This window comes from Pseudomonas sp. JZ134, from assembly GCF_051027695.1.
Lineage (GTDB): Bacteria > Pseudomonadota > Gammaproteobacteria > Pseudomonadales > Pseudomonadaceae > Chryseomonas > Chryseomonas luteola.
In genome coordinates this window covers 757749-781389 of sequence record NZ_CP069251.1, presented here as the reverse complement: position 1 = coordinate 781389, position 23641 = coordinate 757749, and the positions used below count along the sequence as shown (strand labels likewise).

At 55.6% G+C, this 23641-nt stretch carries 22 protein-coding genes and 1 riboswitch; of the genes, 13 read left to right on the top strand and 9 right to left on the bottom strand.

Features of this window, described 5'->3' with window-relative positions:
* Positions 1-57 precede the first annotated feature (57 nt).
* Positions 58-486: a manganese-binding transcriptional regulator MntR gene (mntR, locus tag JQR86_RS22955; protein ID WP_019364646.1), complete on the top strand. Its 429-nt coding sequence runs from the start codon at positions 58-60 to the stop codon at positions 484-486.
* 16 nt (positions 487-502) lie between these two features.
* Here the strand turns inward: mntR and JQR86_RS22950 are convergent, their stop codons facing one another.
* The 3 genes from JQR86_RS22950 to JQR86_RS22940 are packed head-to-tail and all read right to left on the bottom strand — an operon-like array spanning position 503 to position 2881.
* On the bottom strand, positions 503-1078 hold the full coding sequence (locus JQR86_RS22950; protein WP_150346267.1) for a DUF1349 domain-containing protein: 576 nt from the start codon (positions 1076-1078) through the stop codon (positions 503-505).
* Between the two features lie 17 nt (positions 1079-1095).
* Entirely contained in the window at positions 1096-1683 is a 588-nt protein-coding gene (locus JQR86_RS22945; RefSeq protein ID WP_181123534.1) for a sugar O-acetyltransferase, read from the bottom strand.
* Complete coding sequence (locus JQR86_RS22940; RefSeq protein ID WP_434155191.1) at positions 1676-2881, bottom strand: MFS transporter; 1206 nt, start codon at positions 2879-2881, stop codon at positions 1676-1678. The genes JQR86_RS22945 and JQR86_RS22940 overlap by 8 nt, the downstream gene beginning before the upstream one ends.
* 131 nt (positions 2882-3012) lie before the next feature.
* On the opposite strand from JQR86_RS22940, the gene JQR86_RS22935 reads away from it, so the two are divergent.
* Entirely contained in the window at positions 3013-3564 is a 552-nt protein-coding gene (locus JQR86_RS22935; RefSeq protein WP_434155189.1) for a TetR/AcrR family transcriptional regulator, read from the top strand.
* 142 nt (positions 3565-3706) lie between these two features.
* Positions 3707-5419: a tannase/feruloyl esterase family alpha/beta hydrolase gene (locus tag JQR86_RS22930; protein WP_434155187.1), complete on the top strand. Its 1713-nt coding sequence runs from the start codon at positions 3707-3709 to the stop codon at positions 5417-5419.
* Positions 5420-5463: 44 nt separating this feature from the next.
* Here the strand turns inward: JQR86_RS22930 and JQR86_RS22925 are convergent, their stop codons facing one another.
* Complete coding sequence (locus JQR86_RS22925) at positions 5464-6819, bottom strand: esterase-like activity of phytase family protein (RefSeq protein WP_434155185.1); 1356 nt, start codon at positions 6817-6819, stop codon at positions 5464-5466.
* 293 nt (positions 6820-7112) lie between these two features.
* A riboswitch (yybP-ykoY riboswitch) is annotated at positions 7113-7277 on the top strand.
* Positions 7278-7286: 9 nt separating this feature from the next.
* On the opposite strand from JQR86_RS22925, the gene mntP reads away from it, so the two are divergent.
* Complete coding sequence (gene mntP / locus JQR86_RS22920) at positions 7287-7859, top strand: manganese efflux pump MntP (protein WP_150346462.1); 573 nt, start codon at positions 7287-7289, stop codon at positions 7857-7859.
* Positions 7860-8002: 143 nt separating this feature from the next.
* Here the strand turns inward: mntP and JQR86_RS22915 are convergent, their stop codons facing one another.
* The 3 genes from JQR86_RS22915 to JQR86_RS22905 form a co-directional block, all read right to left on the bottom strand.
* A complete protein-coding gene (locus JQR86_RS22915) occupies positions 8003-8332 on the bottom strand; it encodes a hypothetical protein (protein ID WP_010798807.1) in 330 nt (109 codons plus the stop codon).
* A gap of 431 nt (positions 8333-8763) precedes the next feature.
* Entirely contained in the window at positions 8764-10410 is a 1647-nt protein-coding gene (locus tag JQR86_RS22910; RefSeq protein WP_010798806.1) for an acetolactate synthase large subunit, read from the bottom strand.
* Between the two features lie 352 nt (positions 10411-10762).
* Complete coding sequence (locus JQR86_RS22905; protein ID WP_434155182.1) at positions 10763-12220, bottom strand: PLP-dependent aminotransferase family protein; 1458 nt, start codon at positions 12218-12220, stop codon at positions 10763-10765.
* A gap of 100 nt (positions 12221-12320) precedes the next feature.
* Between JQR86_RS22905 and JQR86_RS22900 the strand changes: the two genes are divergently transcribed.
* Complete coding sequence (locus tag JQR86_RS22900; protein ID WP_434155180.1) at positions 12321-13064, top strand: GNAT family N-acetyltransferase; 744 nt, start codon at positions 12321-12323, stop codon at positions 13062-13064.
* A gap of 59 nt (positions 13065-13123) precedes the next feature.
* Here the strand turns inward: JQR86_RS22900 and JQR86_RS22895 are convergent, their stop codons facing one another.
* On the bottom strand, positions 13124-13855 hold the full coding sequence (locus JQR86_RS22895) for an SDR family NAD(P)-dependent oxidoreductase (RefSeq protein ID WP_010798803.1): 732 nt from the start codon (positions 13853-13855) through the stop codon (positions 13124-13126).
* Positions 13856-14031: 176 nt separating this feature from the next.
* On the bottom strand, positions 14032-14298 hold the full coding sequence (locus tag JQR86_RS22890) for a PepSY domain-containing protein (RefSeq protein WP_434155177.1): 267 nt from the start codon (positions 14296-14298) through the stop codon (positions 14032-14034).
* 305 nt (positions 14299-14603) lie between these two features.
* Here JQR86_RS22890 and JQR86_RS22885 point away from each other — a divergent pair, with 305 nt between their 5' ends.
* From JQR86_RS22885 to JQR86_RS22850, 8 genes are all read left to right on the top strand, one after another.
* A complete protein-coding gene (locus tag JQR86_RS22885; RefSeq protein WP_122044882.1) occupies positions 14604-15260 on the top strand; it encodes a YjfI family protein in 657 nt (218 codons plus the stop codon).
* Between the two features lie 26 nt (positions 15261-15286).
* Complete coding sequence (locus JQR86_RS22880; RefSeq protein ID WP_010798800.1) at positions 15287-15991, top strand: PspA/IM30 family protein; 705 nt, start codon at positions 15287-15289, stop codon at positions 15989-15991.
* 59 nt (positions 15992-16050) lie between these two features.
* Positions 16051-16608, top strand: a complete 558-nt coding sequence (locus JQR86_RS22875) for a rhomboid family intramembrane serine protease (RefSeq protein ID WP_010798799.1) — start codon at positions 16051-16053, stop codon at positions 16606-16608.
* A 30-nt stretch (positions 16609-16638) separates the two neighbouring features.
* Complete coding sequence (locus tag JQR86_RS22870; protein WP_010798798.1) at positions 16639-17304, top strand: DUF2491 family protein; 666 nt, start codon at positions 16639-16641, stop codon at positions 17302-17304.
* A gap of 13 nt (positions 17305-17317) precedes the next feature.
* Positions 17318-17743, top strand: a complete 426-nt coding sequence (locus JQR86_RS22865; protein WP_019364662.1) for a DUF350 domain-containing protein — start codon at positions 17318-17320, stop codon at positions 17741-17743.
* A 17-nt stretch (positions 17744-17760) separates the two neighbouring features.
* A complete protein-coding gene (locus tag JQR86_RS22860) occupies positions 17761-18501 on the top strand; it encodes a DUF1190 domain-containing protein (RefSeq protein WP_434155176.1) in 741 nt (246 codons plus the stop codon).
* Positions 18502-18513: 12 nt separating this feature from the next.
* Entirely contained in the window at positions 18514-19671 is a 1158-nt protein-coding gene (locus tag JQR86_RS22855) for a glutathionylspermidine synthase family protein (RefSeq protein ID WP_434155175.1), read from the top strand.
* Positions 19672-20137: 466 nt separating this feature from the next.
* Entirely contained in the window at positions 20138-23419 is a 3282-nt protein-coding gene (locus JQR86_RS22850) for a hypothetical protein (protein WP_434155173.1), read from the top strand.
* Positions 23420-23641 lie beyond the last annotated feature (222 nt).

Here is a 23641-nt window from a genome sequence, read left to right as displayed (position 1 = left end):
CGCTTGATTCATTCTGGAGAATGTGTGGTGAGCAAAGTTCGAGGAGAAGCGGTATCGATGAAACCCCTGGTAGAGGCTTCCGTACATATGGAAGGCTTTCAGCAGGTGCGTGAAGCGCATCGGCAGGAACTCATTGAGGATTACGTCGAACTGATTTCAGACCTGATCCATGCCCACGGCGAGGCGCGCCAGATTGATATCGCCACCCGGATTGGCGTCGCCCAGCCTACGGTCGCGAAAATGCTCAAGCGTCTTGCCACCTGTGGCTATGTCGTCCAAAAGCCGTACCGGGGTATCTTCCTGACGCCGGAAGGGGAAGCGCTCGCCCAAGCCAGCCGTGAACGGCACCACATTGTCGAGTCCTTCCTCCTGGCCCTGGGAGTGGATCCAAGCGTTGCCCGACGTGACGCGGAAGGTATCGAACACCATGTCAGCAGCGAAACGTTGGACATCTTTCGCCGCTTCGTGGAAGCCAAGCACGGCTGACCTTTTATAAGGGCGTTCAACTCAAATCATGCAACGGCTTGTCCAGTGCAGGCCCAACGGTAAAGTCCGAGAATACGATTTCCAGGCCAGCGCGTTCGGGCGTGCAGCAGAACGGTCCGACTTCAACGGCGCTGGAGCCTGGAAAATAGGCCAGCCTTAGCAATGGCCACTCTTGCCCATCCAGCGAATACTGAATTCTCAAGGCGTTGTCCTTGAGAGTCGCCCTGAGCCAGAAGGTATCAGGCTCGCCCGGCAGTGCACCTACAGCCCAGTCCGAATGGCCCAGCGTCAACACACTACCGATGAGGCGTTGGCCATCACTGACCTCTATGCCCGCTTTACACCATGTGGTGTTGTTCAGACGGATCATGAGTCCTGCCTGATCATAGAGTTCGCTGAACCGACCCTCTATCTTCACCATTGCCGTAAAGTCAGCTCCCGCGGCGACATGAAACCAGTGCCCGGTGTCTCGAATAAAGCCATAGTAGGTCTCGCGCCAGAAGTCGGTACGCGCATCCGTTATCACGCGCAGGTGATCATTCTCAAGTGCCCAGCGGCTGGGCTCGTTCAACCATTTGCAGTGATTCCACATGATCCGGGCTCCAGGGGTCAGTGCGAAGGAGGGCTGGTACGATCGGCGTTGTCTATTGTTCTCAGCACCCGGCAGGGATTACCTACCGCCACCACATGAGCCGGGATATCTTTCGTTACGACGCTACCTGCGCCGATGACAGCGCCTTCGCCAATCGTCACACCTGGCAACACTGTAACGCCCCCACCAATCCAGACGTTGTCGCCGATGGTAATGGGATGCGCATATTCCAGACCCTGGTTTCGTCGTTCTGCATCCAGCGGATGGCCAGCCGTGTACAGTCCTACGTTGGGCGCTATGAATACGTTGCAGCCAATGCTGACCTTGGCGCAGTCCAGAATCACCAGATTGACATTGGAATAGAAATTTTCTCCCAGCTCGATGTTATAGCCGTAATCGCAATGAAAGGGCGCTTCGATGAGGACGTGCTCCCCTGTCTTGCCCAACAGCGTTTTCAAAATACGCTTTTTGCCCTCAAGGTCCCGAGGATCAAGTTGGTTATAAGCATGAACCTGAACCTTGGCCTCCAGGCGCTGCTGGATAAGTTCGGCATCATTGTTGGCGTCATAGAGCAGGCCGGCGGCCGCTTTTTCGCGTTCATTCATGGCAGGCTTCCTTGATTCGACGTTCCGGATGCAATCGACTGTCCCGTACGGCAGGTGCCAGCAGGACCGTTGCCGCCACCAATACCAGCACGACCACCATGGCCATGCGTAACCCGTAGGCTTGTCCAATGAAGCCCAGCGAGGGCGGACCGATCAGAAAGGCGAGATAGCCCACAGTTGCAACGGCCGCTACCCGCTTGGCCGACTGTTCGCCGGAGTCGCCGGCAGCAGAGATCCCCACCGGAAAACCCAGCGATGCGCCAAGCCCCCAGAAGAGTACGGAGGCCGCCGCCAAGATGGGGTTGTCAGAGAACGACACGAGGCCAATACCCAACGCACCGGACAGGGCACTGGCCCGTATGACGGCCTCTCGGCTGAATCGCTGGAGGATATAGGTTCCTGAGAAGCGCCCTATCGTCATGGCGGTGGTAAAGCCGGCATACACGAGTGCGCTGGACGCCGGATCAAAACCGTGTCCATCGACCATTAATAGCGGCAGCCAGTCAGTGGCGGAGCCTTCCGCCAGGGCAAGCGCCAGTACAATCAGACCAATCATGATCAGCGTCTTGTCTTTCCAGGGTTTGAAAGGCGTGACCGACTGCTGCTCTGTCTTGGCGGTCTGCGTCTGCCCGGTACCTGAGGGGATGGCGAGGCACGCCCAGACGCAGGGAAGCAGGGTTGCCGCGCCCATGAGAATAAGGTGCCAGAAGACCGGTAGCGAAAGATGAGTCAGTCCCAGGCTGATCAGAGAGCCTGCCAATGTGCCAAGGCTGAAACAGCCATGAAGCGCGGGCAGAAGCGGTTTGCGTGTGGTGGTTTCAAGTTCGGCGCCCTCGATATTGATGGCAATGTCCGAAAGGCCCAGGCCTAGGCCGAACAAAAAAAGCCCGGCAAACACGCCCATGGCCAGCGAGGCAGTGGAGGCTCCAGCAATGGCCAGAAACCCCAGGTATACCAGTACCAACCCACCACCAATGACCGGTCGGGTACCCACGCGGCTCACCAGGCGGCCCGAGGCAAGCACGCCGAGCATGGCGCCCAATGACAGGCCGAACAGGATCATGCCCATTTCACTGGTCGAGGCACTCAGCAGGTCCCGGATATCGGGTGTCCGGGTTACCCATGACGCCAATAGGAGTCCGGGGATCAAAAACAGTACAAACAGAGCGGTACGTCTGCGCCGAATCGCGGGAGTCACGGATTTACTCCATCCTAGATAAAACAAAATCAGGGCTTATGTGTACGTTCGTACACATGGTAGCCTGTTCGTTCCATCCGTCCACCCGACCTATACGGTTACGTTGCATTGTTTTCGGAGACTGACACGGCATGCCCTCTGAACGACGTCTGGATCCTGAGCGAAGGAGTCGCATCATTGATGCCACTCTGGAGGTCATCGCGCGTGATGGCGTGTCAGGCGCTACCCACCGCCGCATTGCAGCCGTGGCTGATGTGCCACTGGGCTCGATGACTTATCACTTTGACGGCATCGAGCACTTGCTCAAGGAAGCGTTCACCCGTTTTGCCTGGTCCATTTCTGCCCGCTTCGATGCTCTCCTGGGCGCAGCCAAGACACCCGAGCAAGCTCTCGACGCCGTGGCCAATGTGATCTGTGGCGATTTCTGGCAGGAAGACAATGGTCGTGTCATGACGCTTTCCTACGAACTCTACGCCTACGCGAGTCGCAACCCCGCAATGAAGTCGATCATGCAGGACTGGATGTTTCGCAGTCAGCGGGCACTGGCGCAGCATTTCGATGCACGCACTGCCAGAACGCTAGATGCTCTGATCGAAGGGCTGACCATACATCGCTCCGTTGAGCAAGAGCCGACGAGCCGTGAAGATGTTCTGCGGGTGATCAGGTTGATCGTCAATGGCTGAATGCATTTGTCTACGCAGATTCGCTTGCGTCTAATAGTTAATTATATTAACTATTAGACAGAGGTAACCGCTGCTGTTATCCGGAGTCGCCTCTGTGATTGCTCTTTGACTGCTCCGACAATAAACACAAGAAGGACGCACCATGAAGCGAACCATTACCCACAAGACGCTGGCCGTTGCCGGCTGCCTGAGTGCTTTAGCTTTTGTTATTCCCCTCGCCAGCGCTGACTCCACCCTCTCGTTGCAAGGTAGTTGCACCTCGCTGGCAAGCAAGCTTGCCAGGCTTGATAACACTCTGATTGACACAGCCACGCGGATTGATGCCGGTGAGCTCAAGGTCGGCGGGCATGATATTGCGGCCCACTGCCTGATTCAGGGGCGCATGAATCCTCGAACTGGTATCGATGGCGCCCATTATGCCGTTGGCTTTGAGATGCGCTTGCCCCTGGCCTGGAACGGACGGTTCTTCTATCAGGCCAATGGCGGGCTGGATGGCAGTGTAGTTACCGCTACAGGCGGGCTGGGCGGAGGGCCGGTCACTAATGCCCTCGATAAAGGCTTTGCCGTTCTGAGCTCCGATGCCGGTCATACGGCGCAACAGAACATGACATTTGGCATCGACCCGCAGGCCCGTCTCGACTATGGCTATCAGGCGGCCTTGAGGCTGACGCCCATGGCCAAGCAGGCGTTACAGATAGCCTATGGCAGGCGGCCTGAACACTCCTACTTCGGTGGATGCTCCAATGGCGGTCGGCATACCTTTGTAGCCATGAATCGGCTGGCGAACGACTACGATGGCTTCCTGGCCGGCGCACCGGGCTATCGGCTTCCCCTGGCAGCGGTAGCCAGTATCTTTGGGGCGCAGCAGTATGCCAAGGTCGCCACGGATCCCAATGACCTGTCTACTGCATTCACTGCCCAGGAGCGTGCTTTGGTTGCAAAACGCGTCCTGGCACGTTGCGATGCCTTGGATGGCGCTACCGATGGGCTTGTGCAGGATTACCCGCGCTGCCAGCGTACGTTCAGCCTGTGGCGAGATGTTCCCACCTGTCGGGGTGAGCGCAACGGTCAGTGCCTGAGCATTGCGCAGAAGCGTGCCATAGACCCTATTTTCAAGGGAGCTACAACGCGGGTGGGCAAGCGATTCTATTCGAGTTTCCCCTATGACAGCGGTCTTGCGACCAAGGATGTAGCCTCCTGGGAGTTCGAGTCGCCTATCAGCCGTGACTCATTGGCTGTGGGTATTGTATTTGGCGTACCGCCGGTAAGCCCGGCGACGTTCGATGGCAAGTCGCTGGCCCTCAACAGCTCCATTGATGATCTGCTCGCACGAATCACACGTTCCAATGCGATCTACACCGAATCCGCCATGCGATTCATGACACCCCCGGATCCTACCCATCTTGAGTTACTGAGACAGCGGGGAGCCAAGGTCATGGTGTATCACGGTGTCAGCGATCCTATTTTTTCGGTCGACGATACCGTGGCTTGGTATGAAGGGCTCCAGAAAAGCAATCGCGGTCAAGCAGAGCGCTTTGCCCGCTTGTATACCGTACCGGGCATGGGACATTGCCAAGGCGGACCGTCCACCGATCAATTCGACATGCTGACGCCTCTGGTCAACTGGGTTGAAAAGGGCAGGGCGCCAGAAGAGATCATTGCCACCGCACGCGGCGTAGGTAATGCAGGCGGAGTGAACGCTGACGTTCCGGCGGACTGGTCACCTGCACGGACACGTCCACTGTGTCCTTATCCGCGTATTGCTCTGTACAACGGCACGGGCGATATCGAATCGGCGGCAAGTTTCAGCTGCCGTGAACGGCCCCGTAGTTCGTCTGGAAAAACGGAGCTGTAAGTCTGGTAGAAGCGCTTCGAGGAATGCTTCGGAGCGCTTCTGGTTTACTGGCCGTTTCTGGCCATTTTTAAGGGCAGACCGCACCGTGCATTACTGGTGCGTTGTAACAGGTGTGGAGGCCACATGCCAGGAATGGGCTGAGCCAGACGGATTTTAAGAAACTCGGTCGCATCTGCTGCCCGCTCGCGACCGCCTCCGCCAGGGAAGTTGTTGTCGTTGACCACCAGCAGGGTGCGCTCGTCCAGCGGCAGCACGTCTTCGATGGTGACATAGGGGAAGGTGAATACATTTGAGCCATCGCCGTTCAGGTCGTCTGGATCGTCCAGGCGCATCAGATCGACCAGTTCGGTCTTGCGTACCACACCGCCATTAGGCACGGCACGGGTGTCGATCAGGTAGATCCGCTTGAACGGGACGCCATTGGTGGCTGTGCCGCCGTTACGCTCGATGACCAGAAAGCGATTATCGTCGATGGCTGTCATGTCCCCAATAGCATTGCCAGCAGCTTGGGTACGATAAAAATAGGTAACGCCCGTGAAGCGCTCATGATCGATGTCGAATTCGTTGATACGCAGCTGGTTAGCCGGATCACCTGTCACCGGTTTTTCCAGTAGGGCATACAATTTGTCACCACGGGGGTTGATAGCCATACCCTCAAACCCACCCGAGCCGCCCAGGTTGGCCGTGGCCTTTCCTGCTACAACGTCCTTGTTTTCCGGCGCGTAAACGCCTGGGAGTGGGATTTCGCTCCGCAATACGGTTCCTGAGCCGTCTGTCTTGACCAGATAAGGTCCGAACTCATCGCCAAACCACAATGCACAGTTCTTGTCACGGCGCACGGACTCGACGTCCAGATCAGCACCAGTGATCAGGCGAGAGAACTGAATGGCGGGATCCACTTCGGGATTGGTGCTCTTGTTGTAGTAGTGAGCGTAATCCGCCTGGATAGGCATGGTCAGTTTACGGTTGACATCGTTGAGCGTGATTCGCGACGGCTCGGTAAAGCGAGCCAGAGGCATGCCGGTCAGAGCGTTGCTTGCGGTAATCGTACCAGTACCGCCGCGGCGGGTCTTGAAATCAACCCGTGCGCTATACAGACGCAGCAGGGCATCGGCAGAGTTGGCCTGAGTACCGAAGCCATTGTCTGTCAGGAACAGAAAACTGTTTTCATCAGCGCCTGGCAACACCGCGGAAAACCCCTGTACGGGCTGGAGGCCCTGATAAGGCGGTAGAAAGGTGCCATACGAATTTGGACTGATGAACTGGCCAGAAGTAGGCCCATCGGAAAACGTATCAGGTGGCATGACAGCCCAGCCTACCAGCGTGTTATTGGGAGACGCCAGCGCATGGGTAGACAGCAAAGCCGCCAGCGCGACCCAGAGAGGCCGTACTTTTTTCATTGTTATCTTCTCCGTCCAGGAAATGAGTGCACCGGTCGCAGGCCCATGGCCGCTGCTCCAGTGGTGCTGAGCACAATACGGCGCAAGTGTGTCAGGCATATGGCACCGAGCCGCACGGCTGGCGGTACGTTGACGCCTGTGCCAGAAGGAGAGGTATACGCTGAGGTTATACAGGCTCAAGGTGCGTGAAGCCCTTTCGACCCTATAAGGTGGCGGCAAAACATAGCCATGGCTAAAAAGATTAGCTCTATCTATCTGATAGACTTGATAAATTTCTTTGTGTATTGTGGCGGCTTCTTTGGGGAGTAGCCTGCTTTCGAATGCTTCGAAAGTGTTTATGTCAACATTCTCGGCATGCATGCCGTGGCATAAACGACCACCCGGTTGGCGAGACCATTGATATATCTGCGTTCAGGATCGGGCGCGTGGATATGTCATTGGACGTTAGCCCGATCGGTACGGAAATCGTGAATCCAGCTGCTCTCGTCTTACTTGCCTTAGCCATGTCCACGGATGCGTTCGCCGCTGCGGTGGGCAAAGGTGCCAGCCTGCATAAGCCTTGTCTGCGAGAAGCGCTGCGCACCGGTGCGATCTTTGGCACCATTGAGGCCATTACCCCCGTCATTGGCTGGGCTGCCGGCCTTGCAGCTGCTCAGTTTGTACAAGAGTGGGATCACTGGATTGCCTTTACGCTTCTGTTAGGTCTGGGTCTGCGCATGATCTGGTCTGGCGTGAGAGAAGCAGAAGAGGTCGTGGAAAAGCCCACTCAGCACTCGTTCTGGTTGCTCGCCATTACGGCGGTAGCCACCAGTATCGATGCCCTGGCGGTCGGCGTGGGGCTTGCTTTCATCAACGTCAATATCATTGGCGCGGCGCTGGCCATCGGCTTGGCGACCATGATCATGGTGACTATCGGCGTCATGTTGGGGCGCGTGATGGGGGCTGTCATCGGCAAGCGGGCCGAGATCATTGGTGGGGTAGTGCTAATCGGTATCGGCTCGGTCATTCTGCATGAGCATCTGACCGCAGTAACCGGCTGATCCGGCTGGGTGCCGCCGGTAATCGTTGATCAATTACGTCCTGTTTCATGTTTTAAAACCAGAGCGCCTGCAGGATGTCTGCAGGCGCTCTGGTGTTTTGGGGAAGCGTTCCTGAGAAGGACTGGCGCTTCCAGGCTGCTTCGTTAACGCTGAACGTTAGGGAAACGCTGCTTCAGGTAAGTATCCACTTCATTAAAGTCATAGCCCTGCTCTTTGGCCTTAAGGGCAAGGTCTGATACGCATTTCGGACTTGGCGCATCTGCTGCCTCATCTTTACAGACGTCCGGCTGGGCCTGGGTAATGTATTCGCTGACTGAAGGTCTGGGTTTGACGGCATCGCCATCAAAGGTCTCGGACTTGGGCAGAATGAACTTGTTGACCACGATGGCAAACAGGATTCCCAGGATCGCAAGCGTTATGACATACGTAGCCGTAATGCGTTTACGCTTTGGGACATTCTCTAACTGGCTCAAATCAGCACTCCTTTCTAGAGGGATCGATAACATTGTCCTTCGGTTACGATTTAGTAACCCGCTTGTGACCAGAAGTTCAGCGTTTTGCCGTGCAGGACGTTGATCCGAATCAATAAGGCGTCGGTGTGGGAGTGAGCTAACAGGCCGGGCTGCGAATTTTCAGTGTTTCAGCCTGATAGGTTTTCCACTTATAAAGTGAATATGCTTGTGGATAATTACGGCTAGCCCATATACGGCAAGGGCTGGACAGAGTTGATCATTTTTTGATCAGTTTGAGATTGGGCAGCGACCAGCAGTAACCGGATCGCTTTGATTCATAAGGCGCCGGCGCGATAGGGTGAAAAGGTGGGGCCATACCCATCCTTCCAGACTCTCAAACCAAACGCCCCCGTTAGTACGGGGGCGTTTGGTTTCATCGGGTACAGTGCTATTTAGACCTGAGCGCTGCGCTCCTTGATTTCCTGGTGCAGAATGCGGTCGTTTTCGGAGTAATCGACCGGGCAATCGATTACATGTACGCCTGGTGTGTTCACGCAGCGCTCAACCAATGAGGCGAATTCCGCAGCGCTTTCCACCCGATGGCCCTGAGCGCCATAGCTTTCGGCATAACGGACAAAGTCCGGGTTACCGTAGTCCAGACCATAATCTTCAAAGCCCATCTGTGCCTGCTTCCAGCGGATCATGCCGTATCCGTCATCACGCAGGATGATGACCACAAGGTTCATCTTCAGGCGCACAGCAGTTTCCAGTTCTTGGCTGTTCATCATGAAGCCGCCGTCACCGCATACGGCAACGATAGGCGTCTGTGGATGAACCAGGCGTGCCGCCATGGCAGAAGGCAGTCCCGCACCCATGGTAGCCAGTGCGTTATCCAGCAACACCGTGTTGGGCATGTAGGCCTTATAGTTACGAGCAAACCAGATCTTGTAGATACCGTTATCCAGCGCCACGATACCATCCGACGGCAGTACCTTGCGCAGGTCTGCGACCATACGCTGCGGGTACATCGGGAAGCGGTCATCTGTAGAACCTTCGGAGACATGAGCCTCGTTGGCTTCACGAATGGTCAACAGGCGGTCGAAGTCCCAGGTTGGTTGAACTTCAATGGCTTCCTTGATTTGCCAGATGGCATTGGCGATATCGCCTACCACTTCTACCTGAGGGAAATACACCGGATCGACTTCGGCCGAACGGAAGTTGATGTGGATGACCTCCGTACCTCCACGCACCATGAAGAACGGTGGCTTCTCGATGACATCGTGGCCAATGTTGACGATCAGATCAGCCGACTCCAGCGCACGGTGCACGAAGTCACCGGCCGACAGCGCCGCGTTACCCAGGAAACGGGGATGACGCTCATCCACCACCCCTTTACCCATCTGGGTGGTAATGAACGGAATACCCGTCTTTTCAATCAACTGACGCAGCACGCGCGCCGTCATCTTGCGATTAGCCCCCGCACCGATGACCAGGACTGGGCTGCGTGCGCCTTCCAGCTTGGATATGGCCGCCTGGATGGACTTGTATTCAGCGATGGGTCGGCGGGTCAGGCTGGGTGGAATCGGGGTGCTTTCAGTCTGCTCAGCCGCGATGTCTTCTGGAAGTTCCAGGTGAACCGAACCGGGCTTTTCTTCTTCAGCCAGACGGATCGCTTCACGGATACGCGAAGGGATATTGTCGGCAGAAGCCAGCTGGTGGGTGTACTTGGTAATCGGGTCCATCATGCCGCAGACATCGATAATCTGGAAACGGCCCTGCTTGGACTTCTTGATCGGCTTCTGCCCGGTGATCATCATCATCGGCATGCCGCCCAGGTAGGCATAGGCGCCTGCAGTCACAAGGTTTGTGGCGCCTGGGCCTAACGTCGACAGACACACGCCGGTCTTACCGGTCAGACGACCATAGGTCGCCGCCATGAATCCGGCGGATTGTTCGTGACGTGTCAGGATCAGTTTGATCTGGCTGGAACGGGAGAGCGAGTCCAGCAGGTCCAGGTTTTCTTCCCCAGGAATACCAAAGATGTATTCCACACCTTCGTTTTCCAGACAACGTACGATCAAATCAGAGGCCTTGGCCATCACTTTTTCCTTCAGGTAGGGCGGTTAGAGAAGCTCCGACCCAAGGGTGCAATGCTGATAGTGATTTGTCCATGCCGCATGGGCCGTAGAAGGACAAATTCAGTAAAAAAATTCATTTTTTTGCAAAAAAAGCGAGGCGGAACAGACGAAATGTAGTGGTTTAGCTCAATAGCTACATGCTGACGCCTTAGCCTGACCGGATGCTAGTGAAGTGAGGCAATTTATAGCCAGCCTTAGGTTGTCTTTAAGGGTGCAAGGGGCTCTTTCAAGTTCGTACGGTAGATCTGCATGGATACGGAAGAGATAACGTTAAGCCTGGGCCGTGACTGGAACCCTTCAGCAACATCAGTAATCAAGCGCTTTTAAGAAGTTGCCCAAGTCTGCTGGCCAGCGGAGCAAACAGTTCCGTCGCCGTATTGCCATATCCAATTACCAAGCCGTTGTCCTCGGGCAGCGGTGACAAGGTATAACGTGACAGAGCCGATGGAGCCATATTGTAGCGACTAGCCGCTTCAACTACCTTCTGATCACAACAATGTGCGGGTAGACGTAACGTCAGATGCATTCCCGCATTTCCACCCATGAGTTCATAGGGCATAGGGATGAACTGCTGGAGCGCGGTGCGCAAGATCTGTTGGCGCTCACGGTACAGGCGCCGCATGCGGCCTAGATGACGACTGAAATGTCCCTTCTCGATAAAGGACGCCATCGCCAACTGCTCATGACGATGTCCTCCACGCAGCATTTCTGTCAGGGAGGCGCGGGTCGCTACCATCAGTGAGTGAGGCAGTACCATGAAACCCAGGCGAAGCGCTGGAAACATGGTTTTGCTGAAGCTGCCGATATACACCACCGGCGCATTCAGGACGAGGCCTTGCATGGCTTTTACAGGCTCACCGAAATGGCGAAACTCGCTGTCATAATCATCTTCAATGATCCAGGCGCCATGCGCTCGTGCCTGCTCAATCAATGCCAGACGCCGGCTTACGCTAAGCACTGACCCCATGGGATATTGATGAGAGGGAGTAGTGTAGATCAGGCGAGGTGGAGCAGTAACCCAGTCAGCGGCTGCTACTGCCAACCCTTCTGTATCGACCCGTTTGGGAACGATATGTAGATCACCTGCACGCATTGCAGTCTTTACACCCCGGTAGCCGGGATCTTCAATCCAGGCCGTATCGCCTGGATTGGTCAGCAGGCGAACAGATAGCGCCAGGGCTTCCTGGGTTCCTTCGGTAATGATGATCTGCTCTGCCGTGCAGTTAACCCCGCGTGAAAGCGAGAGATAACGTGCTAGCGAGGCGCGTAAACGTGGCTCACCCAACGGATCTCCATAGCCCAGACCCGAAGCGCCTGCACGGCTGATCTCCTGATCCAACACCCGTCGCCAGGTAGAGAGCGGAAAGTAGGAGAGTGCCGGGATACCAGGCCGGAGTGCACCACTGGATTCGGCGAGCGCTGAGGCATCCCCTATCTGCTCAATGCGTCGGGCCAGTCCGACCGTGCATGGCGTATCATCTACAGCGGATACAGGCCTCTCGGACAATCTCGCGACTCGGGTACCGGTAGGGCTCGCATGAACATACCCTTCGGTGGAAAGTTGCTCATATACGGCAATAACCGTGTTGCGTGAAATTGATAACGCACTGGCCAGTTCACGTGAGCCGGGCAGCCGAGTGGCTGCCGCTAGCTGTCCCTTCAAAATAGCTGATTGAAGTCGTTCATAGAGCTGTGCCTGCAACGACGCCGCTGATGGGGCTCGAGAGAGTGGTGTGTCAAACAGCAACAGGGTTTCACGTATCGTACTCATCAGCTAAGTGTCTGGCTCTATAAAAAAGCTCAAATGTGGCTCTTTTGGCAGAACCATATCCTGAATACCGTTATAGCTCATTCAACTGTTGGTCAGGTAGATGATGAATCGGGAAGAAATACGGAACGCGTACCAACAACCCATAGGGCAGCCTCTGGCAGAGTGGACAGAGCGTTTGCGGCCGTCTCGTACGGTAAAGAAGGGTCGCTATTGTCGCCTTGAGCCACTCAATGCTGAGATCCACGCATCCGACCTGTACGAGGCGTATGGTCAGGCAGAAGACGGCCGAGACTGGACCTATATGCTGTCCGGCCCTTTCACTCATGAAGCGGACTATTACCGGTTTGCCGAGCAGGCTGCTGCGAGTGAGGACCCGATGCACTTCGCGGTGGTCGATCTACGAAGCGGTCGCGCGGTTGGGACGTTGTCCCTGATGCGGATAGATCCTGCCAATGGCGTTATGGAGGTTGGTCATGTTGCTTTCTCCACACTCATGAAGCGCTCGATACTTTCAACCGAAGCACATTATCTGCTTATGTATCATGCCTTCGAGGACCTGGGCTATCGGCGTTACGAGTGGAAATGCGATAGCCTGAACGAGCCCTCGCGCCAGGCTGCGCTTCGCTTGGGGTTTCAGTTTGAAGGGGTATTCCGGCAGGCTCTGGTCTACAAGGGACGGAGCCGGGATACGGCCTGGTTTTCAATCATTGACACTGAATGGCCGGTACTGCGTAACGCGTTTACAGGATGGTTAGACCCGGCCAACTTTAACGAGGACGGCCAACAGCTCCGTTCTCTTCAGGCATTCCAAAGGAGCGCTCGGGTAAACGATCCACTCGGTTGAGCCGACTTGGTTGATTCAGAGAAAAGCCGTAGCAGCTTTTACTCCGGCCTTCCTGCGCTTCAAACATGCTGGCCACCATTGACATGGATCTCGGAGCCATTAATGTACGACGCGCCTCCTGTACATAAAAAATAGATCAAGGAGGCCACTTCCTCGGGCTTACCCAGGCGATGAAGTGGAATATCGCGTTGAACGATTTCTTCCGTTCCGGGTGAAAGAATCGAGGTATCGATTTCACCCGGAGCAATGGCATTTACCCTGATGCCATGCGGGCCGAAGTCGTAGGCCATTTCTCGGGTCAGCGCCGAAAGGGCCGCTTTGGACGTTGCATAGGCTACGCCGGCGAATGGATGAACTCGCGACCCAGCAATGGAGGTAACGTTGATGACGCAACCCTTGGCGACCTTGAGCTCGTTGAACAACCCTTTTGCCAGCAGGGCGGTAGAAAATAAGTTGACGTTGAATACCTTGATCCAATCAGCGTAGCCCATTTCTAACACACCCAGCCGTGAGCCGGTCTCGCTTTTGGGTGAGATGCCAGCATTATTCACTAGCGCGTCAAGACGACCACCCAGTTTGTCGTGAATCAGCGCCAAGTTCTGCTCAACGCTATCGATGTCTTCGAGGTCGAGATGGATATGGTTCATCAATCCTTCGGACCAGGGGCAGTCTGCCGCCCAATTCTGGCGTGAAGCGGTAAATACGCGCCAGCCCGCTGCATTGAAGTGCTTGACCGTGGCATGGCCGATGCCACGGCTCGCGCCCGTCAATAATAATGTCTTTTGCGTCATGGCCGTCTTCCTGAAAAGGGACACCTATCATAAGCATATCTGCCTATTTGTGGTGTACAGGCGGCCTAGCGGTTAAACCACTGTTCAAGTTCGGAAGAAAGGGCAGAGGCGTACACGTCACAGAAGCACGGTGTGAAGTGTGTGCCTACCGGCGTAGGTAGGCACACGAGTAGGCGTTAATGGTCCATTTCGTCTTTAGTGATCTTGCCACTGTGCGGGTCTACATGAAATTCATACTTCATGCCGTCCTGCTTGGTGCCTTCCCCTTCCCAATGCCCATCGTCCGCTTCGATCTTGGTGATCTCTGTATAGCCGGCAGCCTTGAGCGCAGCCTCCGCCTGATCTTTGCTGATCCAGTCAGCACCGGGCTGATCGGCCCAGGCTACACCCGCAACACTGGCAGTCAGTAGTGAGGCTGTTAGAAAAGCAGTTATCTTTCTCATGGCGAGTCCTCATGATGGGTACGAGATAATTGAGTGCTCCTGAAGCGTGGAGTTCGCGTGCCTAACTTGCCGCGATACCCTTGAGAACCGACTCAGAACAATCACCATGAATGTATGGAGCGGTTGCCTGTTCTATCGCCGTAATGGCGGTAAAGGCGTTTACTGAGATTTCCACTGTTCTAGGCCTGAAAAGGTTCAGGCAAAATAATATTACATGTAATGGTTAAAAATACTTACATGTAAGTATTGCGCTGCCCTGGATTCAGGCGTAAATTTCCTTACATGTAATGAGTCTGGGAGGTCAGATGCCTCGCAAGAAACCACTGGATGATGCTACAGCCAAGGCAGGCTCCGGCAAAGGTAAAACGACCGCTGATTATGTCCGCGAGATGCGGACGCGATTACGTGAGGCAGGTCTGGTAAAGCGTGAGTTCTGGATTCTTCCTGAAAACGTCAACGCCCTTCGGGGTATAGAAAAAGCGCTACGGCAGCCCTTTTTGGGCGAGAAAGTCAAACTGGAGGACTTTATGACCGAGAACACCAACTGGAGTATCAGCTCGCTGCACAAGGCCCTGGCCGAGCTTGAGGCGGTTGAGAAGGGCGAGATTGTTCTGACCATTGCCGAAGGTGCGGTGCCCAGCATCAAACTTACCATGACTGAGTATGGCGACTTGCCGATTTACCTGGCGGTCTCCGGTGATCAGGTGTTAGTCGATGCGACGCTGTTCGAGGCAGGCAAAGTCAAGGATACCGTTGAGTTCAACAGCCTGCTGCTGCGTAGCCGGGACATGTTCCCCCTGTCCTCGGTAGGTATCGAATCGGTAGACGGTACAGAGATTTATTGCATGTTTGGTGCCTTGAGCGCGGCCTCGTCCCTGACGGTCATCGTTCAGGAGATCTACACCCTGGCGGAAAACGTGATTCGTGCTGCTGAAGCATTCGAAGATCATATCAAGGCCTGACCCTTTATTCGCATTGGAGTACACAGATGAGCATTTGGAAAAAAGTAGTAACCGCGCTTCGCGGTGGCGCCTCTGAAGTGGGCGAAGCAATTGTCGATCAGCAGGCGATCCGTATTCTTGACCAGGAAATCCGTGATGCCGAAGCCGCCTTGCTGCGGGCTCGTAACGGCCTGGTCGATATCAAGGCCAAGCACAAGCTATCGCTGCAACGTCTGGATGCCTTCAAGGGGGACATTCAGAACTGGGAAGGCAAGGCGATGGCTGCGCTGGAGAAAGGCGAGGAAGGTCTGGCGACTGAGTGTGCAAACAAGGTAGCCGAGATCGAGGCCCAGCGTGATCAGGAGCAGGTGCTGGCGGATCAGTTCGGCAAGCAGACAGAAGCCCTGCATGCTCAGGTCATCAAGGCCGAAGCGCAGATCAAGGGGCTCAAGCAGCAAGTCGAGATGGCCAAGGCGCGGGAAACCGTTCAGAAGGCACGAGTGGCAACAGCTGCCGCTACAGGTGGTGCCAATGGTTCCCTGGAAACGGCTGTAGATTCGCTGGCCCGGATCAAGGCCCGTCAGGACGAGCAGGATGCTCGCCTGCAGGCAGCTGAAGAGCTCGCCAGCGCTTCCAACGGCGGTGATCTGGAGCGCCGTCTACAAGAAGCCGGGATTGGCTCCAAGTCGGGCGGCGGTGCTGATGTCCTGGCTCGCCTGAAGGCCAAGCAATCCTCGGGCTCTGCACAATAAGCGTTACAGAAGGGCAGCCGAATCCTTCCGGCTGCCCTTCTGTGTCATGAGAGATGTCGATGCGTACAGGAAAATGCCTGCCGGTTATTCTCATGTTGGCCGGGATCATGGTGCTGGTTCAACTGGTGAACACCTTGACGGCGAACAGCCTGGTACACCACGGAATCATCCCTCGTACAACCAGCGGCTTGCAGGGGCTCCTGTTTGCCCCTTTTCTACACGGCTCCATCCGGCATCTGCTCAGTAACCTTGCGCCCTTTGTAGTGCTCAGCTGGCTTATTTCCAACGAAGGCCTCGAGCGCTATGTTCGGGTGCTCGTGCTGATTGCCATGTTGGGCGGACTGCTGGTCTGGCTGCTGGGTCGGCCTAGTATTCATGTAGGAGCCAGTGGGCTGATCTTCGGTCTGTGGTCCTATGTCCTGGCCCGCGCATGGTTTCAGCGGAGCCTTTTAAGTCTGTTGATTGCCGCAGCCGCCTTGCTGGGTTATGGCGGGCTGGTCTTTGGTTTTCTACCCGTGCCGGGTATTTCGTTCGAGTCCCACATCGCCGGTGCCGTTGCAGGCATAGTGGTCGGGTGGATCATGCATTCGAAGACATTACTGGCTAATGCCAGATAATCTCTACAATAAAGAAACAGGAGGTGCTTTATGAGTTGGATCAAGAGGGCGCTAGGCATGGAGGCGCCGCTCCCTAAGGAAAGGGCAGGTTCTGCACCTATCACCAACGCCAGCCCGCTGGGGCTGACCCGGGAGCGGATGATATGCCTGGACAAATCCCTGAAGCTGCTGCTCGACGGGCACTCGCACGTTACCCTGCCAGGGGATGAAAAGGTCTGGGCGGTGGGTAATATCGACCTTGGCCAGTCCATGCGACTGCTGCGTTTCTATCTGGACGATGAGGATTATTTCCTCCAGATAGTCATGAACGGCCCTAGCAATGATGACATCCAGGACATCATTCTTTTTGGCTATCACAGCGTCACCACGATCAACAGCAAGGCCGAGTTGCTAAGCCTCTCGGGGCCGGGCGCAAAGCTGGGTATGCCACTCTATGAGCTCGACGGCGAGGAGTATGAACGCCAATGGGGAACGGAAGACGGCCAGACTGAGCTGACGCCGCTCCTTGAGTACGTCAAAAGTCCAGAGCAGTCTTATCGAATCCGGCATAATTGCATGCTCTACGCACGTGAAATCGGCCTGGTGAATCGTCGGGAGTTTCTGCTCCTGTCGGTCGAGGAAGATGATGAGGGTGTCATCTCGCTGTCGACGGCCGTTGGCGTAACGCTACAACCTACAGACCTTCAGGTCCTCTGATAAGGAAATCTCCATGCTTGAAGCACTTCGTCTATCCCTGAACGCCGGCGCGGTAATGGGCTTCATCATTTATATTGTTGTTGCCGCTATCCTGTTTGCCTTGTTCCAGCTGATTTATACCCGTCTCACACCACACAAGGAATTTGCGCTCATTCGCGAGGGCAACACTGCGGCTGCCATTGCCTTGGGTGGCTCGCTGATCGGTTTTGCCCTGCCAGCGAGCAATATCATTGCCTACAGCGTAAGCGTTCTGGACTTTGTGGTCTGGGTAGTCATCGCTGCGGTCGTTCAGCTGTTGACCTTCCTTGGCACCAGCCTGGTGGTGAAGGACCTTTCTGCTCGTATCGGGCGAGGTGAAACGGCTGCGGCAGTGTATTCAGCCTCTGTCGCAATCAGTATCGGTTTTATCAATTCCGCCTGCATGACGCCGTCGGTCTGAGCCAGGAGGAATAACCGATGAGAAAACGCAGTTCCGTCAAGCTGGTATTGGCCAGTACACTGCCGCTGGCGCTGGTCGCCTGTGGCAAGTCACAGAATACCGCCACCTACAGCGCCAGCCAGAACTTCAGCTCCGTGCAGCAGTGCGTTGAGGCCAAGGTTCCGGTCGATATCTGTTCGGATGCCTACATGCAGGCGATGGCTGATCACAAGCGCATCGCGCCGACCTACGACGATCAGGCGTCATGCGATGCCGACTTCGTACCCGGTTATTGCCAGGCGACATCCGATGGCAAGTACATGCCCAAGCTGGGGGGCTTTGAACTGGCCATGTCCGGAGACCTGCCCAAGCAGGCTGTCGAGCAGGCGAACAATCAAAGCGGCGGCGGAGGTGGTGGGGGCAGTCACCTTAACGGCCTGCTCATGGGACTCCTGATCGGCAACATGCTTAGTGGCTCGGGTAACAACCACTACTACTCGCAGCCGATTTACCAGGCGCGGGACAACCGCGGCAATTATTACAACTCGACGCTTTCGCGCCAGATCGAGCAGGGTAAGACATTCAGCCGTTCGACGCAGGCCAGGACCAGTCCTACCAACAGCTATACCTCATCCACTCTGGGCAGAAGCCTGAGTCGAAATTCGGGAACATCCGGATCAGCCGTATCTTCCACCATCTCTCGCGGAGGCTTTGGCAGTCAGGCCACCGCCCGTAGCGGCTGGGGTGGCAAGAGCAGCGGTGGGTACAGCAGTAGCTAAGGACATTCGAGCATGAAAAAGATCAGCATCGAAGAGCGCCCGGATTGGCGCGAGACCCTGGAGCGTGAAGGCTTCAACTTTCACACGATCGATGGCGAGCGCTACTGGGATGAACGTGGTTACTACCAGTTCACCGAGGCCCAGATCACCCGCGATTTGGAGCAGCCGACCCGGGAACTGCATGAGATGTGCCTGGATGTCGTCGACCGGGTTGTCGACAGCGAAGAGCTGCTCGAAGGTCTCGCCATTCCCCCGGCCTTTTTCGATCTGGTCCGCAGCTCATGGAAGGAAGGCCACCCGCATTTGTATGGGCGATTCGATTTTGCCTACGACGGAAGCGGGCCTGCCAAACTGCTGGAAGCCAACATGGATACGCCTACCTCATTGCTTGAAGCAGGATCCGTGCAGCTGTTATGGCTTGAAGATCAGATCGCCCGTGGCGTGTTGCCGCCTGAGGCAAATCAGTTCAATACCATCGCCGAAGACTTGATACGTGCCTTTGCTGCATTTCCTGTCGGTGGGGCTTTCTATTTTTCGGCCATGTCGGGCTCGGTCGAGGACCGCGGTACGACAGATTTCTTGCGTCGAATGGCGGCACACGCCGGAATCGATGCGCGGCATATCAATGTGGAGGATATCGGGCTGACGGCTGAGGGGCGGTTCGTGGACCTTGAAGGACGTTGGATCGAGCGGCTCTTCAAGCTCCATGCCTGGGAGCATATCTTCAACGAAGAGTTTGGCAAAGCCGTACCACGATGTGATACGCAGTTCGTGGAGCCCGCCTGGAAGTCTTTGATCAGCAACAAGGGTATTCTGCCGCTGTTGTGGCGATTCAACGAGGGACACCCCAATCTGCTGCCGTGCATGGTCGATGCTGATCCAGCAAAGCCGGTTCCCAAAGGTTGGGTGCGCAAACCCTTCTTTTCGCGGGAGGGTGCCAACATTGAAATCCGCACCGATGAGGATCAGGTTATCAGGGAGGATGGTCCTTATACGGACGCGCCGTACATACTCCAGGCTTTTTCACCGCTCCCACGCTTTGGTGACAGTTACACCCTGATCGGCTCCTGGGTGATTGCCGATGTGGCTTCGGGTATCGGCATCAGAGAAGATGACAGCCTTATTACCAAGGACTCCAGCCGGTTTTTACCGCACGTGGTATTGGGTTGATAGCGGCTATAACCCACCCGGCGTGGCACTGACTGCGCCGCTTGCTGGTACCGCACTGAACCTTCTTTATGGCTCCATCCAGATGTTACGCAGGATAAGCCTGTTAGTACCCGGCCATCATTTGCTTGTTACATCTTTGTCTGCGGTGCTCAGCCTACAGGCCTGCTTCTAAAAATCCTCTCTAAGCGACGGAACTTAGCCGTTATCTGCGGTATTGCCTGTGCTTGGCAATCAGCAGTGTCATTGTATTTTCATCGTGAAGGTTTTTGATAGGCGAGGTTTGTCGGAGTCGGCATCTGGCTCGGGGTGCTTCGTTATGTATTGACGATAGCATCCTGGTGAGAGGCCGAACCCTATAGCCATACCTCATCCATGCCCAGTCTAACCAGTAGGGAGTTTTGCGGCCTGTTTACGTAAGCTCATGTAGTCACTGACTTGTCTGGTCCACCACAAGAAGGAATAGGCAATGACCGTCAAGGCTGTAAGTAATAACGATAACCCGCCAGCAGGCTCGGAATCAGACAAAGCCTGGAGTCAGGCAGTGGAAGATGCCAAGGAGGTCGGCATCCGCTGGGAACGCCCTAAGGACGATACGCGTTCCGCGCAGGAAATCATCGACGACAGCCCGCTACTCAAACATCTGGGCAACCAGAGCGGGGTGAAGGACAAACTCAAGGAGCGGGTGGGCGATTTCGAGAAGGACGCTGACGCCGCATACCGGGCTGTCCAGGTGCTTGAGCACGTAGTGAAGATCGATGAAAACGGCAATCGCATCATCGGTGACAGCAATGTCGATAATGATCGAATCGATGGATTCACCAAGGGGGGCGATGCAAAGCACGGTACTGAAGCTGGCCGCCTACAAGACTTTGGCAAGTATGGGTTCTCTTTTTTGAAGGGCGAGCTCCATCAGGTCTCTTTAGCTGGTAATAACGATAAGGCTCGCGAGCAGGCAGAAGCGCTGGGTATCCGCTGGGAGCGGCCGGAAGGTGATGATCGCTCCGCGCAAGACATTATTGATTCCAATCCCTTGCTCAAGAACCTGGGCAACCAGAGCAACGTGAAGGACATGCTCAAGGAGCAGGTAGGTGATTTTGAAAAGGACGCCGATGCGGCCTACCGGGCGGCACAAGTGTTGGAGCATGTAGAAACGTTGGACGCCTCTGGTGAGAAGATTGCCGGAAAAGACGTGGGCAATGGCAGTATCAACGGCTTTACCAAGAGTGGTGAGGCGAAGCACGGCACTGAAGCCGGTCGGCTGCAGGATTTTGGTAAGTACGGCTTTTCTAGCCTGAAAGGTGAGCTCAAGGACCCTGCAGCGGTAGCGGGTGACAAGCAGGCCCGTGAGCAGGCCGAGAAACTGGGCATCGTATGGGAGCTGCCTCCGAACGATAAGCGCTCGGCCCAGGATATTATCGACAGCGATCCGCTACTCAAGAATCTGGGAAACCAGAGTGGCATCAAGGATATGCTTAAGGAGCGAGTCGGCGATTTTGAAAAAGATGCCGATGCAGCCTACCGGGCTTCACAGGTGCTCGAACACATCGAGCGCTACGACGGTGAAGGCAAGGTTCTTTCTGGTAGCGATATTGGCGATGGCAAGATCAATGGCATCACCAAGGGCGGCGAAGCAGAAAATGGCACTGAGGCCGGCCGACTTCAGGATTTTGGCAAGTACGGTTTCTCCAATCTCAAGGGGCCAGAGCTTACCGAAGAAGGGAAAATCGATTTTGCACGCGAAAGTGCAGGCCTGCCACCGGATACCGAAACGGATGTTGCCAACCTGGAAACTACCACAACTGATCCAGCGGACAAGAACCGCAAACTTACAGTGAGCGAACTGACGTGGCAGAACCTGCTCGCCGATTGGAAAAAGGGAATCGACAACGGCAGCATTGCCAAGGACGATGACCGCGCCAAGCTCTATAACGCCTTGCGTGCTCAGAGCGCCAGCGAGAACGGGTTGGACATGGTCGTGCTGGACATGTCGATGGGGCAGGGTACAGCCAAGGTGAGCGGTAAAGACCTGTCTTCCATCATTGATAAGGCCAAGGTGGACGAACAGGTCGGCAAGCTCTTCGGCTCGGAAAGCGTACAGAAGGATTTCCAGGCTCAACAAAGTAAGGCCCTGGACGCACTGCCAAACAAGGACGCGGTGCGCGAAAAACTCGAGACCATGGCCTTCTCCGAGGAGTACTCGCGTTATATCGCCGAACTCAAGAAGAATGGCAAGGATGAACTGGCGGAGGCTGACATCGGCAAGACCTATGCTTCGCTGGCGGCCTTCGACCCGGACAAGGCTGCGCAGTTTTCCCAGCACATGATGATTGACGCCACGACAATTGATCTCGACAAGCTGCTGGCCGATCCCTCGGGAATCAACGACGAAAACACAGTTCTAGCTACCCAGGACACCATCAAGACGCTCCTGACCGCACTGAAAAAAGGCGGTATCGACATATCGCGGCGCACTGTGGAAACCGAGCGCTTCGTACAGGAGTTCCTGGGTAACAAGCAGACTGCAAAAGCATTTGGCGAAGCACTCAAGGAATTGGGGGCGACCTTTAGCAAGAACGGGGTCGTGACGGCGGATGACATCAACAAGGTTATGAGCAAAGACGTCTACAAGACCTTGGGTGAGGGCGCCCATGGCAGCATGCTCAAGACCATTACCGAGCTCAACAGCAACGGCGTGTTGGGGTCTGCAGGTGGTCTGATTTCCCTGGCTTCCGGGATTTACCAGATTGCAGGCAAGGGCGGCACACTGGCGGATACTCCAGAGGAGCGCCTGGCGATTGCAAAAGACTTTGTCAGTGTGTTGGGCGCAGGGCAGCACTTTGTGAACCTGGGCAGTAATATCGTCGATAGCATCTGGGGGACCAAGATCAACCAGATGATGGGGTTGGACAAGTCCTTGCCGCAGATCTTTGGTAAGGATGTACCGGAAGGTTCTGGCAGAAACCTGAGCCTTGTGGAGGGTGATCTGAAAAAGATCTATGAAGGCTTCAACGCAGCGATTGATGCTGCCCCTGTTCCCGATCAGCAGAAGCTGGCAGCAAAGATGGATCTGACGCCGGAGCAGTGGACAACCCTGAACGAAGGCTTCCGTGACGGTTTTGCCAAAAATCCGGGGCTTAAGGGCAGCACCCCTACCAGCCGTGGCGTTTCGGCATTCCTGCGGGTCATGGATGCAGGCGCTAATACCTTCACCGGGGTCGCTGACATTGTGCTGGGTGGCTTGAAGATCAAGTCAGGTCTTAACAGCAGCGACAAGGTCGCTGTGGCGCAGGGTGCTATTACTGTTGCTGCGGGCGCCTTCAACTTTGCCGGTGGCGGCGCACAAATGGCCGCGGTCATGGGAGCCAACGCCGCTCGTGCCCTGGCGGGGCCGCTGCTATGGGTTGGCGCAGCATTGACGGTGGCGCTGACGCCCTTCCTGATCGTCGAGGACATCAAACACAACAACCGCATGGATGCTCATCGCGAAGATTTGCAAAGCCTGATCAACGATCTGAATGATCAGAACCTGCTCACCGCCGATGGCAAACAGCGCTTCGAGTTTCTGGATGAATACATGTACAACTACGGCCAGCGTGACGCACCGGAAGAGCTAAGTATCTTCGAGTACCGTGAAGAGGAATATGAGTTCTTTGCAGACGGAGGGCATTTGCCGTCGCCCGGTTTCGACGACGTCGAGCATGAAGATTACAAGGGGGATGGTGCCAACCTCGATACACAACTGGCGTAAGCGAATAGCGATGAGTCGAATCAAGGACTGAGCTGCGACTCATAGCAAAACAGCAAGGCGGGCCAGGGAAAGGCCCGTCTTGCTGCCTGTCTTACTTGACGCCCCCTGTAGCGGCGTTATGCCCTGCGGTCTAATCATCTACCCCTTATATAAGTGGCACCGACCAGTCCGGACAAGCTGCTAGTCAGGAGCATGACAGGGACACCTGCGTTGATCTGCGTT

Bases quoted from the DNA above. Each gene is read 5' to 3' on its own strand.
- mntR (WP_019364646.1), top strand. From the start codon at position 58: ATGAAACCCCTGGTAGAGGCTTCCGTACATATGGAAGGCTTTCAGCAG.
- JQR86_RS22950 (WP_150346267.1), bottom strand. From the start codon at position 1,078: ATGTGGAATCACTGCAAATGGTTGAACGAGCCCAGCCGCTGGGCACTT.
- JQR86_RS22945 (WP_181123534.1), bottom strand. From the start codon at position 1,683: ATGAATGAACGCGAAAAAGCGGCCGCCGGCCTGCTCTATGACGCCAAC.
- JQR86_RS22935 (WP_434155189.1), top strand. From the start codon at position 3,013: ATGCCCTCTGAACGACGTCTGGATCCTGAGCGAAGGAGTCGCATCATT.
- JQR86_RS22930 (WP_434155187.1), top strand. From the start codon at position 3,707: ATGAAGCGAACCATTACCCACAAGACGCTGGCCGTTGCCGGCTGCCTG.
- JQR86_RS22925 (WP_434155185.1), bottom strand. From the start codon at position 6,819: ATGAAAAAAGTACGGCCTCTCTGGGTCGCGCTGGCGGCTTTGCTGTCT.
- JQR86_RS22910 (WP_010798806.1), bottom strand. From the start codon at position 10,410: ATGGCCAAGGCCTCTGATTTGATCGTACGTTGTCTGGAAAACGAAGGT.
- JQR86_RS22905 (WP_434155182.1), bottom strand. From the start codon at position 12,220: ATGAGTACGATACGTGAAACCCTGTTGCTGTTTGACACACCACTCTCT.
- JQR86_RS22900 (WP_434155180.1), top strand. From the start codon at position 12,321: ATGATGAATCGGGAAGAAATACGGAACGCGTACCAACAACCCATAGGG.
- JQR86_RS22895 (WP_010798803.1), bottom strand. From the start codon at position 13,855: ATGACGCAAAAGACATTATTATTGACGGGCGCGAGCCGTGGCATCGGC.
- JQR86_RS22890 (WP_434155177.1), bottom strand. From the start codon at position 14,298: ATGAGAAAGATAACTGCTTTTCTAACAGCCTCACTACTGACTGCCAGT.
- JQR86_RS22885 (WP_122044882.1), top strand. From the start codon at position 14,604: ATGCCTCGCAAGAAACCACTGGATGATGCTACAGCCAAGGCAGGCTCC.
- JQR86_RS22880 (WP_010798800.1), top strand. From the start codon at position 15,287: ATGAGCATTTGGAAAAAAGTAGTAACCGCGCTTCGCGGTGGCGCCTCT.
- JQR86_RS22875 (WP_010798799.1), top strand. From the start codon at position 16,051: ATGCGTACAGGAAAATGCCTGCCGGTTATTCTCATGTTGGCCGGGATC.
- JQR86_RS22870 (WP_010798798.1), top strand. From the start codon at position 16,639: ATGAGTTGGATCAAGAGGGCGCTAGGCATGGAGGCGCCGCTCCCTAAG.
- JQR86_RS22865 (WP_019364662.1), top strand. From the start codon at position 17,318: ATGCTTGAAGCACTTCGTCTATCCCTGAACGCCGGCGCGGTAATGGGC.
- JQR86_RS22860 (WP_434155176.1), top strand. From the start codon at position 17,761: ATGAGAAAACGCAGTTCCGTCAAGCTGGTATTGGCCAGTACACTGCCG.
- JQR86_RS22855 (WP_434155175.1), top strand. From the start codon at position 18,514: ATGAAAAAGATCAGCATCGAAGAGCGCCCGGATTGGCGCGAGACCCTG.
- JQR86_RS22850 (WP_434155173.1), top strand. From the start codon at position 20,138: ATGACCGTCAAGGCTGTAAGTAATAACGATAACCCGCCAGCAGGCTCG.